Raw genomic sequence first — 19,550 nt, forward strand, 5'->3', positions numbered from 1 at the left:
GCAGCGGGGGTGAAAACAAAGCAAAACGGCCCCAGTCATCAAGACTGAGGCCGTTTAATTAGCAGAAAGCGCCGACTTAGCGCCCTTTCTTTTTGCGCCCCGGCTGAGCAAAACGCTTACGCGCCGGTGCGTGACTGCCCGCTTTATCCGCGGTTTTCTGCCCGCCGCTCGCCGGTTTTTTTACCGCAGGCTTGGGCTTGGCCGCTTTCTTCGCGGGTTTAGCCTCTGAAGACGAGTCTTCAATCAACTTAAACAGCTCAACCAGTTCATCGTCCGTCAAATCGCGCCATTCCCCTAACGGTAGCCCAGACAGGCCGACGTTCATGATGCGGGTGCGCTCCAGCTTGGTCACTTCATAACCGAAATGCTCACACATACGGCGGATCTGGCGGTTAAGCCCCTGTACCAGCACGATACGGAACACAAAGGGCGCTTCTTTCTTCACCTTGCATTTTTTGGTGACCGTGCCCAGCATCGGCACTCCGGCACCCAAACCACGAATAAAATCGTCGGTTACCGGTTTGTTGACCGTGACCAGATATTCCTTCTCGTGGTCGTTACCGGCACGCAGGATCTTGTTCACCAGATCGCCGTGGTTGGTGAGGAAGATCAGCCCCTGCGAATCTTTATCCAACCGCCCGATCGGGAAGACACGGGTGCTGTGGTTGACGAAATCGACAATATTGTCTTTCTCACCGTCTTCGGTGGTGCTGACGATACCCACCGGCTTGTTCAGCGCAATAAAAATCAGATTGTCTTCGTTACGGGGTTCAATAAGCTGCCCGTTAACCTTGACCACGTCGCCAGCGAATACCCGATCGCCGAGCGCTACGCGCTTACCGTTGATAAAAACATTGCCCTGTTCGATGTAACGATCGGCATCGCGACGCGAGCAGATGCCGCTCTCGCTAATATATTTGTTGAGGCGTATAGATGGTTTAGTCAGCACGGTTCCTCCGTAAACGCGAAATACACTTTATCTTCACGGCAATATTTTCATGATGAGTTGACGGGTAAGGGCCGCTGCCAAGCGGGCGCAGCATACCGCGCCCCTACGGTCGACTATGTGCGACCCCTACCCATTCAGCAAACTGATTTAGCCCTGCTTTTTGGCCGCTTGCAGATACAACATTTCCAGGCCCAGCGTTGCCGCTGCCAGTGCGGTGATCTCAGACTGGTCGTAAGCCGGAGCTACTTCTACCACATCCATACCGACAATGTTCAGCGATTGCATACCACGCACCAGTTTCAGGGCGCGATCGGAGGTCAGGCCGCCGATCACCGGGGTGCCGGTGCCTGGTGCGAAAGCCGGATCCAGGCAGTCGATATCGAAGGTCAGATAAACCGGCATATCGCCAACGATCTGTTTGATCTGCGCCAGCAGATCGTCCACGCCACGATCGTTAACCTGCGCAGCATCCAGTACGGTGAAGCCGTTGTCACGATCGAACTCGGTACGGATACCGATTTGCACGGAGTGATTTGGATCGATCAGGCCTTCGTTCGGCGCATGGAAGAACATGGTGCCGTGGTCAAACTTGCTGCCGTTGGCATAGGTGTCGGTATGGGCATCGAAATGCACCAGCGCCATTTTACCAAAATGCTTGGCATGCGCGCGCAGCAGCGGCAACGTAACGAAGTGGTCACCGCCGAAAGAGAGCATGCGCTTACCGGCTGACAGCAGTTTTTCTGCGTGCGCCTGCAGCTTGTCGCTCATATCCTGGGCATCACCAAAGTTAAATACCACATCACCGCAGTCGACCACGTTCAGACGATCGCGCAGATCAAAGTTCCACGGCCAGCGCGCCCCTTCCCATGCCAGATTGGTAGAAACCTGGCGGATCGCCGCAGGGCCATGACGCCCACCGGCACGGCCGGAGGTAGCCATATCAAAAGGAACACCGGTGATCACCCACTCTGCATCGCTATCGTAAGGCATAAAGTTCAGCGGAAAGCGCAGGAAACCAAAGGCGTTGGACACTAAGGAATTATCGGGCTGATGGCCTAAGGTACTCATATTTACCCTCATTTTTCAACGGTTCGCCCGTAGCCGGACGCTTGGGCGGTAGCAAAAAAAAATCCCTCCCGCGTCGTTAGCCCGACGAGAAAGGGATTTATTCGATGTCTGTTTCTATGGGTAGATTATCGCCGCAATTGGTTCACTCTTCAAGGTGCCCGTTGTCAGCAGATGCACAAGAAGGAACAACCAACCTGCCAGCATCGAGTTCGACTACGCGATCGGCAGAGGCTATCGTCTCAGGCCGGTGAGCAATCAGCAGGATGGTTAAGCCCAGGTTGCGCAAAGTGCTGCCGATCAGGATTTCATTGGTGACATCAAGATGGCTGGTTGCCTCATCCAGGATCAGTAACCGTGGGCGTTTATATAATGCCCGGGCCAACAGCAGGCGCTGCTTTTGGCCCCCAGACAGCGAATTACCCATTTCCCCAATCAACGTCTGGTAGCCCATCGGTAACGCGATGATATCCTCATGCAGCTGTGCCAGTTGAGCACAGTGTTGCGCCCAATCCAGATCGCTGTGTTGAGAGAAAAAGGTGATGTTGTCGAGTATTGCCCCACGGAATAGTCGATCCTCTTGCATCACCGCGCCGATCATTTGGCGAACCTGCCGATAGCCCGCATGATGATGATCGATGCCAAACACCTGCAACCGCCCAGCAGTTGGCGGGTAAAGCCCCAGCAGGATCTTCGCCAGGGTGGTTTTCCCGCAGCCAGAGCGCCCTACCAGCGCCACCACCTCTCCAGGCATGATTCGCAACGCCGCTTCTGCCAAGATATCGTTACCTCCCTGGCCGTAGCGGAAGGTGATGTTTTCCAGTTCCACAACTGGGCGATCCTCTCTCTGCTTGGGGAAAGCTACGGTAAGAGATTCTGCCGCCTGAGCACCGCCCTCCTTCTGGGTCAGCACAATATCTGCCAGCCGTTCGTTATAAACATCCAGCATTCGCCAGGCAAATGCCTTATCGATCAGGCCATTGATGCTGGCGGAAAAACGCCCTTGAAATGACATATACGCCACCAGCATGCCGATCGAGAACGAACCCGACAGCACCGCATTGGCACCAAACCACAGCACCGCCGCCCCCACCAGGCTACCAATGATCTGGTTAATGATGTCGTAGCCGATGGCCAGTTTATGCTCACGCAGTTGGCTATTGCGCCTGGCGATATTCAGGTTACGCCAAGCTGATTCCCGCTGGGCCAACGCTCCGTTAACCCGCAGGCTGAGTATGCCATGCAGCGTTTCCAGAAAGTGGCTTGATTCCAGAGTGCCCGCCGTCCAACTGTCCTCTGCCGCCCGGCGCAGGGTGCGAAACCATAGCACGCGTAATAAGCCATAAATCAGCGCTGCGCCTAGCGCCAGCATGGATAACGACACGCTGTAGAGCAACATCATGCCCAAGGTACCGACCACCAGCAATACGTCCAGCATCGCCTCAAGGATGCTGGTGGTGAGCGTATCCTGAATGGTATCGACCGCATCAAACTTGGCGCTGACGTTACCAATGTCACGCTTTTCAAACCAGTCGATCGGCAAACGCAGCAGGTGATGGAACACGTTGGCCGTCCACTGCATATTGAAATTGACCGCCATGGTAATGGTCGCCCATTGCCGGGCCAGGCCAATCAACGTCTGGGTCGCACTCATCAGCAGCATGGCAATGACAATCAGCACCAACAGGCTATCATCCAGCGCCACCAGGACTTCATCGATCACGATCTGATTGATCAACGGGCTCAGCAAGGCCAAGACTTCCAACGCCAGGGCAAAGCAGAAAATGCGCGCCAGCGCAGCCTTCAACCCTACCGTCTTGCCAACCAATTCCGTTAGCCGCACTTTCTTGCGTTCGTCACGCGGCTCAAAGTCATGGGTTGGCGTCAGTTCCAACGCGACACCGGTAAAATGACGGTTAGCCTGTACCAACGACATGTTAACCGCCCCGCGTGCCGGATCGTGCAGTTCGATCTCGTTGCCACGTACCCGTTTAAGCACCACAAAGTGGTTGAGATCCCAGTGTAAAATGCAGGGTACGGTCAGTTGGCTAAGCTCCTCCAGCTCTAAACGTACCGCACGACCTGTCAATTTCAGGATCTGAGCGTATTCCATCAAATGCACGAAAGTCATGCCCTGCGTCGAAACACTGAATCTTGCACGCAGGCTGGGGAGGTCAATACGGTAACCGTGCCAACCGGCAACCATTGCCAGACAAGCCACCCCACATTCCGCCGACTCGGTTTGACGGATCAACGGCAAGCGGCGGCGCCAATGCAAATTCAGGTGCAAATGCTCAGTCCATTCCATGGCTATATTTTTCCTTGCAGGCTCCATAACGGTTCCAGCAGCCATTCGTATAGCCGCCGCTTGTCCAGCTCGATATCTGCGGCCACCACCATCCCGGTGCGCAGTAATTCCTGGCGGCCATACACGGTCACGCTGGGTTTATCCGGCATGACAATCACCCGGTAATGCCCCTCATTTTCTTTCCACACCACCGGGTTATGTGGCATGACATCTGTCGGGCTGAGGCTGATGCGGGTCACCTCCCGCGTCGTGCCATACTGCACGCCAAATTTTTCATAGGGATAGGCCGCGAAACGCAAGCCAACCCGCTGATGGGGCTTGATAAACCCAACGGACTTGCTCGGCGCATACAGCTCAATCTGCATTTGGGCCGCCAGTGGCACCAGCGTTAACAGCGGCTCATTTTGGTTGACCGCTTGCCCCGCCTTGACCAACACCGCAGCAACACGCCCTGCCACCGGGGCAACCAGCGTGCTTTCCTCCTGCGATTGCAGCTCGATCTGTTGCTGCCGGATCCCTTGTAATAACCGGTCCAACTCCACCCGGCGGCTTTGCCCCTGCTGCAACAAACTCCCCTGATCCGTTTCAACCGAGGTCAACTCACGCTTCAGGCGCTGTTGTACCTGCCGCTGGTTTTCGACATAACCTTCCGCGGCCGCCAGTTCGATCTGCTTTTGCTGAAACTCAAGCTCGGAGACATACTTCTGCCGCACCAAACGTTGATAACGCTCCATCATCGAGCGGGTTAACTCCGCCTGGCGCAACGTGAGTTTCAGTGCCTCATCGGCGCTGCGCAATTCCTCTTTCAATTGGTCAACCCGCTGCCGTAATCCCTGTATTTGCATGTTATTGGCGGCAACTTCCTGATGCTGTTGCTGCACCAACATCTGATACTGCTGCGCCAGGGAGTTTTTTAGCGTCGCCAAGGTGGCCAAACCCTTGCCGTCATAGCGTTCACCACTTAGCCGATAGAGTAATTGGCCTGCTGCAACCTCATCGCCTTCGTTAATCAGCAATGCTTCAACCCGTCCTTGCGTACGCGCAACCACTTTGACTACTCCGGTTGAAGGCATCACGACACCTTCCAGTCGGGCTTTACGGGTATATTCACCACCGATTAAAAAAGCGATTAATGCAGCCACCAAGAGCACACTGGCACAGGCATAAAGCGTCATGTTCGGGCTGGGGGAAATCAAAATCCCCCCTTCGGCTCGCGTGGCCTGGGCGGCAAAATAGGCCTGGCGGTAGAGACGCGTCACGTGATTGGATCAGCCAATTTAATCGTCTTGACGGCGATATAACGTTGTTCTGGCAATCTATTATTAACCATATATATTACCGCTCCCTGTAAATGAAGTTAATAGCGATGATTACCAATCGACACTTGAGCATTAGTTATTTAATTAAAGGTGACAGACTGTTATTTACTTGATTTTCGAACAGAGATTTTCTTTAACAAAGAAATTACCAAAATAAACAGAATAACTCAACAATATCGTCAACCATTATTAATTGATTGATAACGTAAAATAAATAAGTAAAAGCCATCTCCGAGGAGATGGCTTGGGGCTATTGGCAAAACTCCACTGCCTAATATATTACAGCAAAGACTCTTATTAATTAACCAGCACCGGATCTGCACGATATTGCGTTGGGAACAGCTGCTGTAGCTGTTTTACCTTTGGCAAGTCATTCACCACGATGTAGGGTTGATCCGGGTTAAGCGTGAGATAGTTTTGATGGTAAGCCTCGGCAGGATAAAAATGACCATTGTCCTCAATGCGGGTCACCAGCGGTTTGGCAAAGCGCTTACTGGCATCCAGCTGTGCAATATAAGCCTTGGCAACCTGCTGTTGTGATTCCGTCAGAGGGAAAACGGCTGAGCGGTATTGTGGGCCGCTGTCCGGCCCCTGGCGATCGAGCTCGGTTGGGTTGTGTGCTACCGAAAAATAGATTTGCAGCAGTTGCCCATAGGAAATCTGCTGTGGATCAAAGGTGACCTGCACCGACTCCGCATGGCCGGTATCCCCTCCGCTGACGGCCTCATAATTAGCCGTTTGTGCCGCACCTCCGGTATAACCGGATATGGCATTGGTCACGCCTTTAACGTGCTGGAAAACCCCCTGCACGCCCCAGAAACAACCGCCGGCAAAGATCGCGGTTTCCGTACGCGATGTCGTCGGCGCTTCGTCTTTTACCGGCGCAGGGATCGCTACCGCCGCCTCAGCCTCACCCAGTGGCCAGGCAACGCTTTGCAAACAGAACCCGGCAGCAACCAATATCGCGCCCCATATACCGTATTTACCTAGCGATGGCAGCGTTTTGTCTACGTTTCTCATGTTATTCCTCACTATTCTGGTTAGGCCGAGCTTGGCGTGAACAGCATGGCGATGCCATTCATGCAGTAGCGCAAACCGGTGGGTTGTGGGCCATCGTCAAATACGTGCCCCAAATGCCCGCCGCAGCGGCTGCAATGCACCTCTTCGCGGACCATGCCCAGCGTTCGATCCTTACGCGTCGCCACTGCCTGTTCGAGGGGTTGCCAGAAACTGGGCCAGCCGGTATGGCTGTCAAACTTGGTGTGGGAAGAAAACAGCGCCTGCTGGCAACCCGCACAGGCAAACTGACCATCGCGGTGCTCATCGTTAAGCGGACTGCTGTAAGGAGGTTCCGTACCTTCCTCGCGCAAAACAGCATATTGGCTGGCTGAAAGCCGTTGCCGCCATTGTTCTGCCGTATAGTTGACGGCAAACGACTCCGCCATCGCCGAACGAGAGAAAAGTGCAGGCAGCAGGCCTACGGCATAGGCCACAGAGAGTGCTCCACCACCCAGAATAAAATACCGTCTGTTGATCATCATCGTTACCTCTGGTGCTATTCACCGACAATGACAAACTACAGAGAAAGTCGTGACCAAATCCTCACGGAGAGTTCACAAATTTGTGATAACTGAGAACACGGCATTAAGACGTTGAAAGTTTAAATGGAATTTCTAATTTGGCGGGGTACGGGCTAAGAGGGAAAAATGAAGGGGCGCAGCCTCTGCCGCGCCCCTGGATAGGAAGTATGTCAGACTATCGGAATAGCTTACTCATCTTCTAAATAAGTATAGCCATACAGACCGGCCTCAAACTCTTCGACAAATTGCGCCTGCAACTCCGCGTCAAGATCGGTTTCTTTCACCTGATCGCGGAATTTCGCCAACAGCGCGATCGGATCGAGCTGCACGTATTCCAGCATGTCGGCTACGCTATCGCCTTCATCAGACAGTTCGGTTTCTACGCTGCCATCAGGGAATACAAACACATCCACCGAAGCCGTATCGCCAAACAGGTTGTGCATATTGCCCAGGATTTCCTGATAGGCACCAACCATGAAGAACCCAAGCAGAGGTGGGTTTTCCGGATCGTACGGAGGCATCGGCATGGTGGTGGCTACGCCGTCACCATCAATATAGTGATCGATGGTGCCATCGGAGTCACAGGTGATATCCAGCAATACCGCACGGCCTTCCGGCGGCTTGTCCAAGCCTTCCAACGGCAAGACCGGGAACAGTTGGTCGATACCCCAGGCATCCGGCATCGACTGGAACAGTGAGAAGTTGACGTAGAACTTGTCCGCCATCCGCTCCTGCAATTCGTCAATGATTGGCCGGTGCGCTCGATTGCTTGGATCGAGCTGTTGCTGGATCTTGTTGCAGATGTTCAGATACAGCTGCTCAGCATAGGCACGCTTGGTCAGATCCAACATGCCATGAGCATATTGGGTATGCACATCGTGCAGATCCATCTGGCTATCGTGCAGCCATTCACGCAACGAACGACGGTTTTCCGGTTCGTTCATTTCCTGCCAGGTTTCCCACATGCTTTCCAGCGCGCGAGGTGCATCTTCGACCGGAGGAACCGGCTCACAGAATTCGTTGCGCTCAACGCCAATGACGTTGGAAACCAGCACCGTATGGTGGGCGGTTACGGCACGGCCAGACTCGGTGATCACCGTTGGATGCGGCAGGCCATGCTCATTACAGGCATCACCGATCCCCCAAATCACGTTGTTGGCATATTCATTCAGGCCGTAGTTGACCGAACAGTCGGACTGCGAACGGGTGCCTTCATAATCCACACCCAAACCGCCACCCACGTCGAAACATTGAATGTTTACGCCCAGCTTATGCAGCTCGACATAGAAACGCGCAGACTCACGAACGCCAGTGGCGATATCGCGAATGTTGGCCAACTGAGAACCCAGGTGGAAATGCAGCAGTTGCAGGCTATCCAGGCGGCCCGCTTCACGCAGGGTTTCCACCAGCTTCAATACCTGAATGGCTGCCAGACCGAACTTGGATTTTTCGCCACCGCTCGACTGCCACTTACCTGCCCCTTGTGAGGCCAGGCGGGCACGTACGCCAAGGCGTGGGATCACATTCAGGCGTTCAGCCTCTTCCAGCACCATCTGGATTTCCGACATCTTCTCGATCACCAGGTACACTTTGTGCCCCAGCTTTTCACCGATCAGCGCCAGACGAACATATTCACGGTCTTTGTAGCCGTTACAGACGATCACCGAGCGGGTCATACCGGCATGGGCCAGTACCGCCATCAGTTCCGCCTTGGAACCCGCTTCCAGCCCCAGTGGTTCACCGGAGTTGACCAGTGATTCAATCACGCGGCGATGCTGGTTAACCTTGATCGGGTAAACCAGGAAGTAGCCACCTTCATAGCCGAAGGATTCACGCGCACGTTTGAACGCGGCGTTAATGGAACGCAGGCGATGCTGCAAGATCTGCGGGAAGCAGAACAAGGCTGGCAGGCGTTGGCCATCTTTTTGGCGCTCTTTCACCAACTCGGCGAGATCGACGCGCGCATGCGGAACGTCTGGGTCCGGGCACACGCTGATGTGGCCCAGCTCATTGACGTCAAAGTAATTGTTGCCCCAGTAGGCGACGTTATAAGTGCGCAGCATCTTGCTGGCATTACGATCATTCATGGCAACCTCCTGCATGGAGCGTAAAGATAAATTATCACCCGCTACTGACGGGCGTTGGATCGGCATATCTTCAGACATTACTCGCCTCACCTTGCATACTGACGATATAGTCAGCCACTATCGCAGCTACAACCCGCGAGAACAACCCGGAAACACCCCATTTTAGCAGTGAATTCACCTGCCGTTCGTGGTCAGCGATCGGTTTATACCCAATAGATTTATTGTAAGACACCCTGTTCAAACCTCGTGAATCGGGTAAAGAATCATCCCACTGTTGGCTGCAGGCTACCCTTGTTCAGTGCTTCAGACAGCCGTTAACCGGCCCGAGGATCCTGAGTAGCGCCCAGAGGTGTGTAACATCGGGTAGATGGTGTAGAGACAAGACGGGAAATAGCACAAGAATGCGCGCCAGAACGGCACTGCTGTTGAGAACCAACAACCAGTAGACAACGGATCATTAATCCAACCACCTCCACGCATGCCGCTCGCGATGAACGACAAAGCCTCTATATAGTATAAGAACGTGAACGTTCAATGAAGCGGCGGCCCCATTAGTGGGTACCTACGGTAGATCATGGCGCGGCGTTGCCGGGGTTTACAGAAAGTTTCAATTTTCTGCAACACGCTGTGCACCAAATGAACCGCGCGCGCAGTTTATACCGGACCCCCGGGCAAAATGCAAAATGAAAATTCGCCAGAAACTGTTTCAAGCGATGAAAATGGCGGCAAGCGGTTTGCCCAAAAGAGCGTTAGGGCAAAAAATTACTGGCAATCCGGCTAAAGGCTGACCTAAAATAGACGTCCAGATGTTAATCCATCTATACCGATTAACTGATAAACTGCTTAACGGCTTTGCCTGAGGGGCGTTGCAGGATGCATCTCGCCATCAGCGGAAGACCCTTCGCTTTGATGCCCGGATCTCCAGCGCTGTGCAGTAATTTCCAACCCGTCTTTTGCAAGGTAAAGAACACCATGGCTAAACACCTCTTCACGTCCGAATCTGTTTCAGAAGGACATCCGGATAAAATTGCCGATCAGATCTCGGATGCCGTTCTTGATGCCATCCTGGAACAGGATCCAAAAGCCCGCGTAGCCTGCGAAACCTACGTGAAAACCGGCATGGTGCTGGTTGGCGGCGAGATCACCACCAGCGCCTGGGTCGATATCGAAGAAATCACCCGCAAAACCGTGCGCGAGATTGGCTACATTCATTCCGATATGGGCTTTGATGCCAACTCCTGTGCCGTATTGAGCGCCATCGGTAAACAATCACCGGATATCAACCAGGGTGTTGACCGTAGCGATCCGCTGGAGCAAGGTGCTGGCGATCAGGGCCTGATGTTCGGTTATGCCTCTAATGAAACCGACGTGTTGATGCCTGCACCAATCACTTATGCCCACCGTCTGGTTCAACGCCAGGCCGAAGTGCGTAAAAATGGCACCCTGCCTTGGCTGCGCCCAGATGCCAAAAGCCAGGTCACGTTCCAGTATGACGATGGCAAAATCGTCGGTATTGATGCCGTGGTGCTGTCTACCCAGCATTCCGATGATATCGCGCTGAAAGATCTGCAAGAAGCGGTGATGGAAGAGATTATCAAGCCGGTACTGCCAGCCGAGTGGCTGACCGCAGGCACCAAATACCACATCAACCCAACCGGCCGTTTTGTTATCGGTGGCCCAATGGGTGACTGTGGTCTGACCGGCCGTAAAATCATCGTTGATACCTACGGCGGCATGGCCCGTCACGGTGGCGGCGCGTTCTCCGGCAAGGATCCTTCCAAGGTTGACCGCTCTGCCGCTTATGCGGCGCGTTACGTGGCAAAAAACATCGTTGCCGCAGGCCTGGCAGATCGTTGTGAGATCCAGGTGTCCTACGCTATCGGCGTAGCGGAACCGACTTCCATCATGGTGGAAACCTTCGGTACCGAGAAGATCTCAACCGAGCAACTGACCCTGCTGGTGCGTGAGTTCTTCGATCTGCGCCCATATGGCCTGATCCAGATGATGGATCTGCTGCAACCGATCTACCGTGAAACCGCAGCTTACGGCCACTTTGGCCGCGAACACTTCCCATGGGAAGCGACCGACAAGGCAGCCCAGTTGCGTGAAGCGGCTGGCTTGAAGTAAGCCTGGGCGGTAGACCTAACAACGGCGAGCCTGAGGCTCGCCGTTTTCGTTTGTAGACTAAACATAGTCAACCGGATCGATAACTCACGGAGTCTTCTGAACTGCACCACTCAAGGTTAACTGTAAATTTACTTTCATGTTATCCGAGGGAGAAAAATGAGCAACGCTGTTTTGAATAACGGCTTTGCGCTACAGTAGCCCTCCAATTTCCAGCCGGATGGATAACATGCCAACCGTGATTTCTACCGAATCTTTCAGCAGCATCATCCATTTTGTGACGGCTGCAAATTCAAGTAGCTTTACTCAAGCTGCGGAACAGCTAGGTGTGTCCAAATCAGCAATTGGAAAAAGTATTCAGCGTCTGGAACATAACCTCGGTACTCCTCTATTCCATCGCACCACGCGGAAAATCAGCCTTACAACAGAAGGAGAAGCATACCTGGCAAGCTGCCAGAGTGCGCTAGAGACATTACAGATGGCCGAGATGGCGTTACGTTCGAAACTAACGGAACCCGTAGGCACAGTAAGAATTGATCTTCCTGCTGCCTTTGGCCGTTCGGTCATGATGCCGGTGTTGATGGACATGACGAAACGCTATCCCCACCTGAAACTGACCATTACCTTTAATGACCGGATCATCGACCCTCTGGATATAGGTTTTGATCTCGCCATTCGTTTCGGGGCGGTTAAAGATACCACCGACCTTGTAGCCCGCAAGCTGAATGAGCAGCACCTGATTATCTGTGCATCGCCAGCCTATCTTTCTGCCTATGGCACGCCTGAAACCTTAGCCGAACTGAGTATCCATCGCTGTATTTTAGCCTGGCGCGGCGGAGCACCTTTAAGCTGGTTGATTCGGAATGGTGAAGGGAAAGACGTCAGACTTAAACCCGCACCTTTTCATCAAATCAGTGATGGCGACGCTATGATAGATGCCTGTATCGCCGGAGCCGGTGTGATTCAATTTCCGGAGGCGTTACTAAGACCGCATATACAGAGTGGTAAATTAGTGCCAATACTTGAAGCATATAACCCCTCACCAACCGAATTGAATGTCATATGGCCTCGAGCCCGTCATCTGCTACCAGGAGTACGCTTTATCATTGATGAATTAATCGCGTTAGCCTCACAAAAAACCTTCGGCTAATTGTAGATTTTTATTCTACGCTGTGTGCTCTTTTAGACAGTTTATCCACTTTCTCTACCCTAGTAGGATCCCTCCAACGTCAGATTACCTGACATATCATCCATTCTTATAGGGGTTCTAAAATGCCAGTAGTCAATATTCAGATGTTCGAGGGCCGTGACGACGCTAAACCTGCAATTGCTAAAGCGGTAACCGACGCTATCGCCACACACGCAAAAGTTGATCCGCAGTATGTGTATGTCATTTTCAATGACGTAAAGACAGACAACTGGGCAATTTCCGGTGAACTCTTTTCCGAAACGCTTAAAAAGTTGAGCTGATAGTTACTGTTATAAACGACGGGCCAGAAGCCCGTCGTTTTTGTTTGTAGAGAATGGGTGCTCATAGATCTGCACGCTTACAACCAACGGGCGGGAGCAGGCCCCCGCCGTTGGGTTGCCTTACCGTTCGGATTCGTAGGCCAAAATGGCCGCAACCTCCGTGTTGCCCGATCGAATACGCAGCTCGCAAAGTTTGCTGCGCGTTATCCATACCAACAAGATAACCGTGGTACAGATAATGACCAGTTTTACGATATCTCCTCTGTTTGGCATCATGCCTCCTTATCCTTGCCTCGCGGCGAGTAAGAAGCTAACCTAACGTTGTGGAGCGTTAGAGTTGGCCTCGGGTTGATATTATCGACTCGGGGCTTTTCTCTTTGTACCTTTCGCATTGGCTCCAGATACAAAGATCCAGAGCACCCATCCGCAGTATATTCACCTCTCCAGCCCGACTGGCGGCTGTTTAACGTCTAAAAACCAACTTTGCGCAATGCCACGCAATGCTTTGCAACTGCCTGAAAAACCAAGGGCCCAGCAATGCTGAGCCCTTGGTGGCAATGGTGGTAACCCGAGATAGTCTACGAAGTTTGCTTACGCAGCAGATAGACAAAGTACGGCGCGCCAATAAAGGTCGCCAGCAGCCCTGCGGGGATTTGGTAAGGGAACATCACCATCCGGCCACACCAGTCCGCAAACACCATCAGCAGGCCGCCTAGCAGCGCAGCAATCACCATCTGCGGCAGCGCCCGGCGGAATCCCAACATCCGGGCCATATGCGGTGCCATCAGGCCAATAAAACTCAGCGGCCCGACGGTTAGCGTCGCCATCGCCGTCAGCGTTGCCGCCAGCAGCAAAATGCTCAGCCGGGTCGGCGTCAGGGCAATCCCTACGGAGCGTGCTGTAGCGCCGCCCAACGGCAGAATTGTCAGCCAACGTCTACACAGCGGGGCCAAGACTATCAACACGCCAGCAATCGCCGCCGTACGTATTGCCTGCGGAGCATCCACCGAGTAGGTAGAGCCGGAGAGCCACACCAACAGCCCTCCCATGCGGGGATCGCCACTGGCCAACAGCAGGAAAATGGTCGTGCTAAAGGCGGTGCTGAGGGCGATACCCGCCAACAGCATGCGTTCGGTAGAGAATCCGCCACGTCCAGCCGCAATCATGATGATCAACAGCGTAGCCGCCGCCCCCAGACTCCCGGCGGGTAACAACCACATAAAAGCATCACCAGGGACGATAAACAGCATCATTACCACGCCGAAAGCCGCGCCGGAACTGATCCCCAGCACTTCCGGGCTGGACATCGGGTTACCGGTCAGTTTCTGGATCAGCGTTCCGGCTACCGCCAGCATCATCCCGGCCGCCAGGGCTGAAACCACTCGTGGCCAGCGCCAAGGCATCAGCGCCTGTAATTCACTGCCCACGCTCCAGTGCCAGCCGTGGGGGTTTTGCCCAAACATCAGCGCCACCGCAATCCCGGCCAATAGTAAAACGCTCCCCAGCAGGATCCATATCGGCAAGCGGCCACGTTCGACAGGCACTTTGTCGCCCAAATCCATCGGCGGCGGAGTTGCGCTGCTGCGTAAGCGTGGTAACAACCAAAGCAGCAACGGCGCACCAATCAGTGCCGTCGCCGCGCCGGTTGGGATTTCACGCCACACCAGCGTCAGCCAGATCATCACCTGATCGGTCAACCAGAGCAGCAATGCCCCCAATAGTGGAGCCAACATCATGCGGTGCGCCAGACGGCGGGCTCCTAGCATCTTGGCCATCAACGGGGCAAATAGGCCGATAAAACCGATCACGCCGACCGCATTGACCAACATGGCGCTGAACACAATCGCCACCGCCAACGCCGCAAAGCGCGACAATGCCAGGCCCAGGCCCAGATTACGTGCCACACCGTCGTCCAGCCCTAACAGCGTTAATGGGCGGATCAATAAGGCGGCCAGCACGGCAACCAACAGCAAGCGCGGCAGGATAAACTGCACGGTCCCCCAATCCTGCTGGTTTAGCGCACCAGTGCTCCACAGGAACAGGCCTTGCAGCTGATCGTAATTGAACAACGCCAGCAGGCTATTGACCGCCCCGCAGTACAGCCCAAGTACCAGACCGGCCAGAATCAACGTCACGGGCGACATCCGTTTGCCCCAGGCAACGCCGAACACCAGCCCACCGACCACAATGGCACCAACCATCGCCGCCAGCTGTCGGGTCAATTCGCCCCCAGGCAGCATCCACAGCGTGGCAATCGTCAAGCCTAGCTGAGCCCCGGCAGCCACGCCGAGCGTGGCGGGTTCCGCCAAAGGATTACGTAATACCTGCTGGAACAGTACGCCGACCAATCCCAACCCTGCTCCCACCAGCAACGAGACTGACAGGCGTGGCAACAGGCTGTAGTGGAACAACATCTGATCGACATTGTCGATGTCTGGTTGTACCAACGCCTGTGACCACTGCTCCCACGGCAGTTGATGCAGCAGGTTGAAGAGCGTCAGGCCCCCCGCCGCTGCCAGCAGTAACAGAATCAGCGCTATCGGCAAGATACGCAGGCGTGCACTCATGAGCGGGTCTCCTGCGCCTGCGCCAGCAATCGGCAAAAACGCATGGCCGAAAGCGTAGCCCCGTAGAACCACACCGCTGGCACCTGCCGCAGTTGGCCCTGGCGGATAAACGGCAAGGCCTGCCACAGCGGCGTCTTGCTGACCTTATCCATCATGGCTTGATTACCGTGATCGAGATAAATCGCGCGCGCATTTTTTATTGTCGCCAGGCGTTCGATCCCCACCACCGAGGTCCCCCAGAAGTTGGTTTCCCCCTGCCAGGCATTCTCAATGCCTAGCTGATCCATCACTTCCTGAAACAGGCTCTTCTGGCCAATCACCAACACGTGCCGAGGATCGAGCAAAGAAAACAGCAGCAGCGGCTGTTGCCGATACCCCGCCAGGCGGTTACGCGCCTCCAGCATGAAAGCATCAAACTGTTGCAGATGCTGGGTAGCCCGCGCCTCCAGACCTATCCGTTGTGCCAGCTGAAGCAACGAGTTTTTGCCCACGGTGAGCGGCTTACCGCTGCCGTCGTTAAAGCCAAACTCCATGGTCGGGCCGATAGGCTGCAGTTTTTGTGGCGAAGGGCCATAGCCTTTGGAAAGCAGGATCAGAGAAGGTTTGATCTGTTGCAACAGCTCCAGATTGGGTTCGGTACGTTGTCCGACATCGATCACCGAGTCCGGCAACCGAGGATCTTGCACCCACAGGTTGTAGTTGTGGATATCGGCAACCGCTTGCGGCATCACGCCCAGTGCGATCAGCAGCTCGACCGGTAGCCACTCCAATGCCGCGATACGGGTGATATCGGGCAAACCTGTCGCACGCGACGGTAAAGAGAACAACAGAGGCGATAATGCCATCGCCGTTAATAAACGCCGGCGCAGCGGATCATGATGAAAATCGGCAGAGGTAGGCATTAATAAACGAAGCTCACTGGTGCACCGCCACTTGGATGCGGCAATATGCCCATCGGGATGCCGTAGATCTGTTCCAGCACCGGCCCTTGCATCAGTTCGAGCGATGACCCTTGGGCAATCATTTCGCCGCCGCGTAACGCCACCAGATGATCGCAATAACGAGCCGCCATGTTGATGTCATGCAGCACTGCAATCACCGTCAGGCCACGCTCATGGCTCAGGCGTTGGATCAACGCCAGCACTTCAACCTGATGGGCAATATCCAACGCAGAGGTCGGTTCATCCAGCAACAAACAACGGCTATCCTGCGCGACCATCATCGCCAGCCAGGCCCGTTGACGCTCGCCGCCGGAGAGGCTGTCTACCAGGCGGTTGGCAAAGGGTTTTAACCCTACCAGCCCGATCGCCTCTTCTACCAGCTCGCGATCGCCAGCCTTGAAACGGCCTAACGCGCCGTGCCACGGGTAGCGGCCGATGGCGACCAATTCGCGCACCGTCATCCCTTCCGCTGCAGGCAATTGCTGCGGCAGATAGGCCACTTGGCGAGCAAAGGCTTTGCTATCCCATTGGCCCAGCGGTTGCCCATTAAGCAATGCCTGGCCAGAGGTAGGATTTTGGTGACGACCAAGGATTTTCAGCAGCGTGGATTTGCCGGAGCCATTATGACCAATCAATCCACACACTTTGCCTTGAGGAAAGGCCAATGACAGCGGCTGTAACAGCACCCGCCCTGGCACGGCAAAGCTCACGCGGTCGAGCTGGAACGTAGCATCGCGATTAAGGTGTTTATCCTGCATAGGCCCTGCTTGGCGGGGAGCGACCAAAGGCCGCTCCCGTTAGCCGATTAGAAACTGAAGGTTGCCGTGGCGACCACTTGACGTTCTGCCCCCCAGAAACAGCCATAGGTGGCGAAACAGCTAGAGACGTACTCTTTATCAAACAGGTTGTTAACGTTAAGCGCTACGGAAGAACCTGGCAGGTTGAAGCGCGCCAAATCATACTTGATCACGGTATTCCACACGGTGTAGTCCGGCACTTTGAAGGTGTTGGCTTCGTCGCCATAGGTTGAGCCGGTATAACGTACACCTGCGCCCAGCGTCAGGCCACTCAATGCGGTTTCGTGGAAGGTATAATCCCCCCACAAAGAGGCCATATGCTTAGGAATGATCGCTGGCGTATTGCCCTGGTTGGTGGTGTCTTCGGTGTATTCTGCATCGGTATAGGTATAGGACGCCAGCAGGTTGACGTTAGCCGTCAGCGCCGCTTTGCCTTCCACCTCTACCCCGCGAGAGCGGATCTCCCCGGTTTGCTGCTGGAACCAACCTTTATCGGCATGCTCAACATCCGTGACCAGGTTATTTGACTTGGTCAGTTGATAGAGGGCAATGGTGGCTGAGACAGGACGATCTTTTGGCATGTATTTCACGCCAGCTTCATACTGTTCGCCTTTGGAAGGCACAAAGGCCTTGCCGTCATACCCTGCGCCCACGTTCGGCTCAAAGGATTGCGCGTAGCTGACATATGGCGAGATGCCGTTGTCGAACAGATAGTTCAGGCCGATGCGATTGGTAGACTGGTGGTCTTTCTGCTCACTGTAGGGGATCGTAGCCATGTCGGTGCGATCCTCAACGGTGCTCTTAGCCCAGTCATAACGCGTACCGGCTGTCAGGATCCACTGGTTCCACTCGGCCTGTTCCTGCAGGTAAATACCCACCTGCCGTTGGCCATTGACCTTACTGGTTGGGTTTAACGTTCCCTTGGTATAATGACCAAACTGCGGGTTAGCCAGATCCAGTGGACTCGCCACACCCCAGCCGCCCTGAATATCGTTACTCATGCGCATAAAATCTACGCCAGCCAGCAACGTATGATCGACGCGGCCAGTAGCAAACTTGGCCTGGCCCTGGGTATCAACGCTGAAGTTATTCAGACGCTCATCCGAAGCGATATAGTTACGGTTCAGAGTCGTGTTGTCGGCGTTTACGCCGGTGCCATAGATATTGTTCTGGTTGGTATGCAACTGCATATAACGCAGGTTCTGGCGTACGGTCCAGGTATCATCGAAATCATGGGAGAAGCTGTAACCAAACATGCGCGTCTGGCGCGAATAGAAGTTACTCTTTTCACCTTCGTTGAAGCTGGTTGGCAGCTTGCCATAAGGCGCGTTGACCACCGTTCCCTGCATCGGCAACCAGCCGTAGTAGCCGAGGTTAGGATCGTTTTGCAGGTAAGAATACAGCGTCAGGTTGGTATGCTCATCGGGCTGCCAACTAAATGAAGGCGCAATGGTATAGCGTTTTTCCTTGGCCATCTCCTGCTGAGCGTCAGCGTCTTTGGCCAACCCGGTCAGGCGGAAGGAATACTTGCCGTCATCATCCAATGCATTACTGAAATCAAAGCCAGTCTGGAACAGGTTATCTGTACCCATTTTAAATTGGATTTCTTTCAGCGGTTCCGTGGTTGGGCGCTTGCTGATCAGCGAGATAATCCCACCTGGGCTGCTTTTACCGTAAAGCACGGAAGAAGGCCCGCGCAGCACTTCGGCCCGCTCAAGGAAATAAGGATCGATTACGGCCTCGTTAAAATAGTCGCCTTGCAGCTTCAAACCATCCAGATAGATATTCTGGTTGACCGAGCCAAAACCACGAATATAAACCGCATCATAGACGTTGGAGCTGCCGCGGCTGCCCACCATCACACCGGGGGTGAAGCCTAACGCTTCTTTCACCGAGGAAGGCTGCATAACGTCCATTTGTTCACGCGTGACCACCGATACCGATTGAGGGGTCTTCACTAGCGGCGTATCCGTTTTGGTGCCGGTCGCGCTGCGTTTCGCCACGATGGTGCCAACTGGGCCCCAGGCGCTTTCCTGTGAAGCACCGCCGTTGCCGCCCCCTACCACCGTAATAGTATCGGCATCCGCGGCAGCCGTCGTCTGGGCTGCAACCGCAGGTAAGGTTAGCGTAGCCGCGATCGTGGCAGCCAAAACGCTTACGGGGAACAAGCCTGATTTGGCCGGTGATGGGGAATAACGCTTGGTCGGCATGTCTGGTTTCTCTGATGTGGTTTGATAACGAATGTGAACGATAATAATTATTATAAGCGCGGCATTTTATGCAGAAGGCTAATGGAACTGCAAGCGTATTTCGGCCGTAAAAAAGCTATGGGATTGGCGCGGT

At 54.3% G+C, this 19,550-nt stretch carries 16 protein-coding genes; 3 read left to right on the plus strand and 13 right to left on the minus strand.

Features of this window, described 5'->3' with window-relative positions:
- Positions 1-76: 76 nt before the first annotated feature.
- The 8 genes from rluF to IMQ33_RS24970 all read right to left on the minus strand — a co-directional run bounded on the left by rluF (position 77) and on the right by IMQ33_RS24970 (position 10,282).
- The gene (gene rluF / locus IMQ33_RS24935) at positions 77-949 is read right to left on the minus strand and encodes a 23S rRNA pseudouridine(2604) synthase RluF (protein WP_065684511.1); all 873 of its coding nucleotides are present in this window, start codon (positions 947-949) and stop codon (positions 77-79) included.
- A 147-nt stretch (positions 950-1,096) separates the two neighbouring features.
- Positions 1,097-2,017 (minus strand): agmatinase, encoded by a 921-nt coding sequence (gene speB, locus IMQ33_RS24940; RefSeq protein WP_065684512.1) that lies wholly within the window; start codon positions 2,015-2,017, stop codon positions 1,097-1,099.
- A 142-nt stretch (positions 2,018-2,159) separates the two neighbouring features.
- The gene (locus IMQ33_RS24945) at positions 2,160-4,322 is read right to left on the minus strand and encodes a peptidase domain-containing ABC transporter (RefSeq protein ID WP_196062699.1); all 2,163 of its coding nucleotides are present in this window, start codon (positions 4,320-4,322) and stop codon (positions 2,160-2,162) included.
- Between the two features lie 2 nt (positions 4,323-4,324).
- Complete coding sequence (locus IMQ33_RS24950; protein ID WP_370572923.1) at positions 4,325-5,581, minus strand: HlyD family secretion protein; 1,257 nt, start codon at positions 5,579-5,581, stop codon at positions 4,325-4,327.
- Between the two features lie 357 nt (positions 5,582-5,938).
- A complete protein-coding gene (gene msrA, locus IMQ33_RS24955) occupies positions 5,939-6,661 on the minus strand; it encodes a peptide-methionine (S)-S-oxide reductase MsrA (RefSeq protein ID WP_196062700.1) in 723 nt (240 codons plus the stop codon).
- A 20-nt stretch (positions 6,662-6,681) separates the two neighbouring features.
- The gene (gene msrB / locus IMQ33_RS24960) at positions 6,682-7,182 is read right to left on the minus strand and encodes a peptide-methionine (R)-S-oxide reductase MsrB (protein ID WP_226906451.1); all 501 of its coding nucleotides are present in this window, start codon (positions 7,180-7,182) and stop codon (positions 6,682-6,684) included.
- Between the two features lie 227 nt (positions 7,183-7,409).
- A complete protein-coding gene (gene speA, locus IMQ33_RS24965; protein ID WP_024484363.1) occupies positions 7,410-9,386 on the minus strand; it encodes a biosynthetic arginine decarboxylase in 1,977 nt (658 codons plus the stop codon).
- A gap of 749 nt (positions 9,387-10,135) precedes the next feature.
- Positions 10,136-10,282 carry a hypothetical protein gene (locus tag IMQ33_RS24970; protein WP_158006211.1) on the minus strand — a complete coding sequence of 49 codons (147 nt, stop codon included), beginning with the start codon at positions 10,280-10,282 and terminating at the stop codon, positions 10,136-10,138.
- Here IMQ33_RS24970 and metK point away from each other — a divergent pair.
- The 3 genes from metK (at position 10,281) to IMQ33_RS24985 (ending at position 12,902) form a co-directional block, all read left to right on the plus strand.
- Complete coding sequence (gene metK / locus IMQ33_RS24975; RefSeq protein ID WP_021179751.1) at positions 10,281-11,435, plus strand: methionine adenosyltransferase; 1,155 nt, start codon at positions 10,281-10,283, stop codon at positions 11,433-11,435. The genes IMQ33_RS24970 and metK overlap by 2 nt on opposite strands.
- A gap of 226 nt (positions 11,436-11,661) precedes the next feature.
- Complete coding sequence (locus tag IMQ33_RS24980; RefSeq protein ID WP_196062701.1) at positions 11,662-12,582, plus strand: LysR family transcriptional regulator; 921 nt, start codon at positions 11,662-11,664, stop codon at positions 12,580-12,582.
- Positions 12,583-12,704: 122 nt separating this feature from the next.
- Entirely contained in the window at positions 12,705-12,902 is a 198-nt protein-coding gene (locus IMQ33_RS24985; RefSeq protein WP_196062702.1) for a 4-oxalocrotonate tautomerase family protein, read from the plus strand.
- Positions 12,903-13,022: 120 nt separating this feature from the next.
- Here IMQ33_RS24985 and IMQ33_RS24990 read toward each other — a convergent pair whose 3' ends face one another.
- The 5 genes from IMQ33_RS24990 to fhuA all read right to left on the minus strand — a co-directional run bounded on the left by IMQ33_RS24990 (position 13,023) and on the right by fhuA (position 19,417).
- Complete coding sequence (locus tag IMQ33_RS24990; protein WP_080673338.1) at positions 13,023-13,178, minus strand: Hok/Gef family protein; 156 nt, start codon at positions 13,176-13,178, stop codon at positions 13,023-13,025.
- A 302-nt stretch (positions 13,179-13,480) separates the two neighbouring features.
- Positions 13,481-15,469: a Fe(3+)-hydroxamate ABC transporter permease FhuB gene (gene fhuB / locus IMQ33_RS24995; RefSeq protein ID WP_065684519.1), complete on the minus strand. Its 1,989-nt coding sequence runs from the start codon at positions 15,467-15,469 to the stop codon at positions 13,481-13,483.
- On the minus strand, positions 15,466-16,371 hold the full coding sequence (gene fhuD, locus IMQ33_RS25000; RefSeq protein ID WP_196062703.1) for a Fe(3+)-hydroxamate ABC transporter substrate-binding protein FhuD: 906 nt from the start codon (positions 16,369-16,371) through the stop codon (positions 15,466-15,468). Before fhuD ends, fhuB begins: the two co-directional genes overlap by 4 nt.
- The gene (fhuC, locus tag IMQ33_RS25005; RefSeq protein WP_024484359.1) at positions 16,371-17,168 is read right to left on the minus strand and encodes a Fe3+-hydroxamate ABC transporter ATP-binding protein FhuC; all 798 of its coding nucleotides are present in this window, start codon (positions 17,166-17,168) and stop codon (positions 16,371-16,373) included. The genes fhuD and fhuC overlap by 1 nt, the downstream gene beginning before the upstream one ends.
- Before the next feature lie 47 nt (positions 17,169-17,215).
- Positions 17,216-19,417, minus strand: a complete 2,202-nt coding sequence (gene fhuA, locus IMQ33_RS25010; protein ID WP_196062704.1) for a ferrichrome porin FhuA — start codon at positions 19,415-19,417, stop codon at positions 17,216-17,218.
- Between the last annotated feature and the right edge of the window lie 133 nt (positions 19,418-19,550).

The organism is Serratia sp. Res13-Sevr-LER1-36-b, from assembly GCF_015673035.1.
Lineage (GTDB): Bacteria > Pseudomonadota > Gammaproteobacteria > Enterobacterales > Enterobacteriaceae > Chania > Chania fonticola_C.

Bases quoted from the DNA above. Each gene is read 5' to 3' on its own strand.
- fhuA (WP_196062704.1), bottom strand. From the start codon at position 19,417: ATGCCGACCAAGCGTTATTCCCCATCACCGGCCAAATCAGGCTTGTTC.
- IMQ33_RS24945 (WP_196062699.1), bottom strand. From the start codon at position 4,322: ATGGAATGGACTGAGCATTTGCACCTGAATTTGCATTGGCGCCGCCGC.
- IMQ33_RS24990 (WP_080673338.1), bottom strand. From the start codon at position 13,178: ATGATGCCAAACAGAGGAGATATCGTAAAACTGGTCATTATCTGTACC.
- IMQ33_RS24985 (WP_196062702.1), top strand. From the start codon at position 12,705: ATGCCAGTAGTCAATATTCAGATGTTCGAGGGCCGTGACGACGCTAAA.
- metK (WP_021179751.1), top strand. From the start codon at position 10,281: ATGGCTAAACACCTCTTCACGTCCGAATCTGTTTCAGAAGGACATCCG.
- IMQ33_RS24980 (WP_196062701.1), top strand. From the start codon at position 11,662: ATGCCAACCGTGATTTCTACCGAATCTTTCAGCAGCATCATCCATTTT.
- speB (WP_065684512.1), bottom strand. From the start codon at position 2,017: ATGAGTACCTTAGGCCATCAGCCCGATAATTCCTTAGTGTCCAACGCC.
- msrB (WP_226906451.1), bottom strand. From the start codon at position 7,182: ATGATGATCAACAGACGGTATTTTATTCTGGGTGGTGGAGCACTCTCT.
- fhuC (WP_024484359.1), bottom strand. From the start codon at position 17,168: ATGCAGGATAAACACCTTAATCGCGATGCTACGTTCCAGCTCGACCGC.
- IMQ33_RS24970 (WP_158006211.1), bottom strand. From the start codon at position 10,282: ATGGTGTTCTTTACCTTGCAAAAGACGGGTTGGAAATTACTGCACAGC.
- msrA (WP_196062700.1), bottom strand. From the start codon at position 6,661: ATGAGAAACGTAGACAAAACGCTGCCATCGCTAGGTAAATACGGTATA.
- fhuD (WP_196062703.1), bottom strand. From the start codon at position 16,371: ATGCCTACCTCTGCCGATTTTCATCATGATCCGCTGCGCCGGCGTTTA.
- speA (WP_024484363.1), bottom strand. From the start codon at position 9,386: ATGTCTGAAGATATGCCGATCCAACGCCCGTCAGTAGCGGGTGATAAT.
- fhuB (WP_065684519.1), bottom strand. From the start codon at position 15,469: ATGAGTGCACGCCTGCGTATCTTGCCGATAGCGCTGATTCTGTTACTG.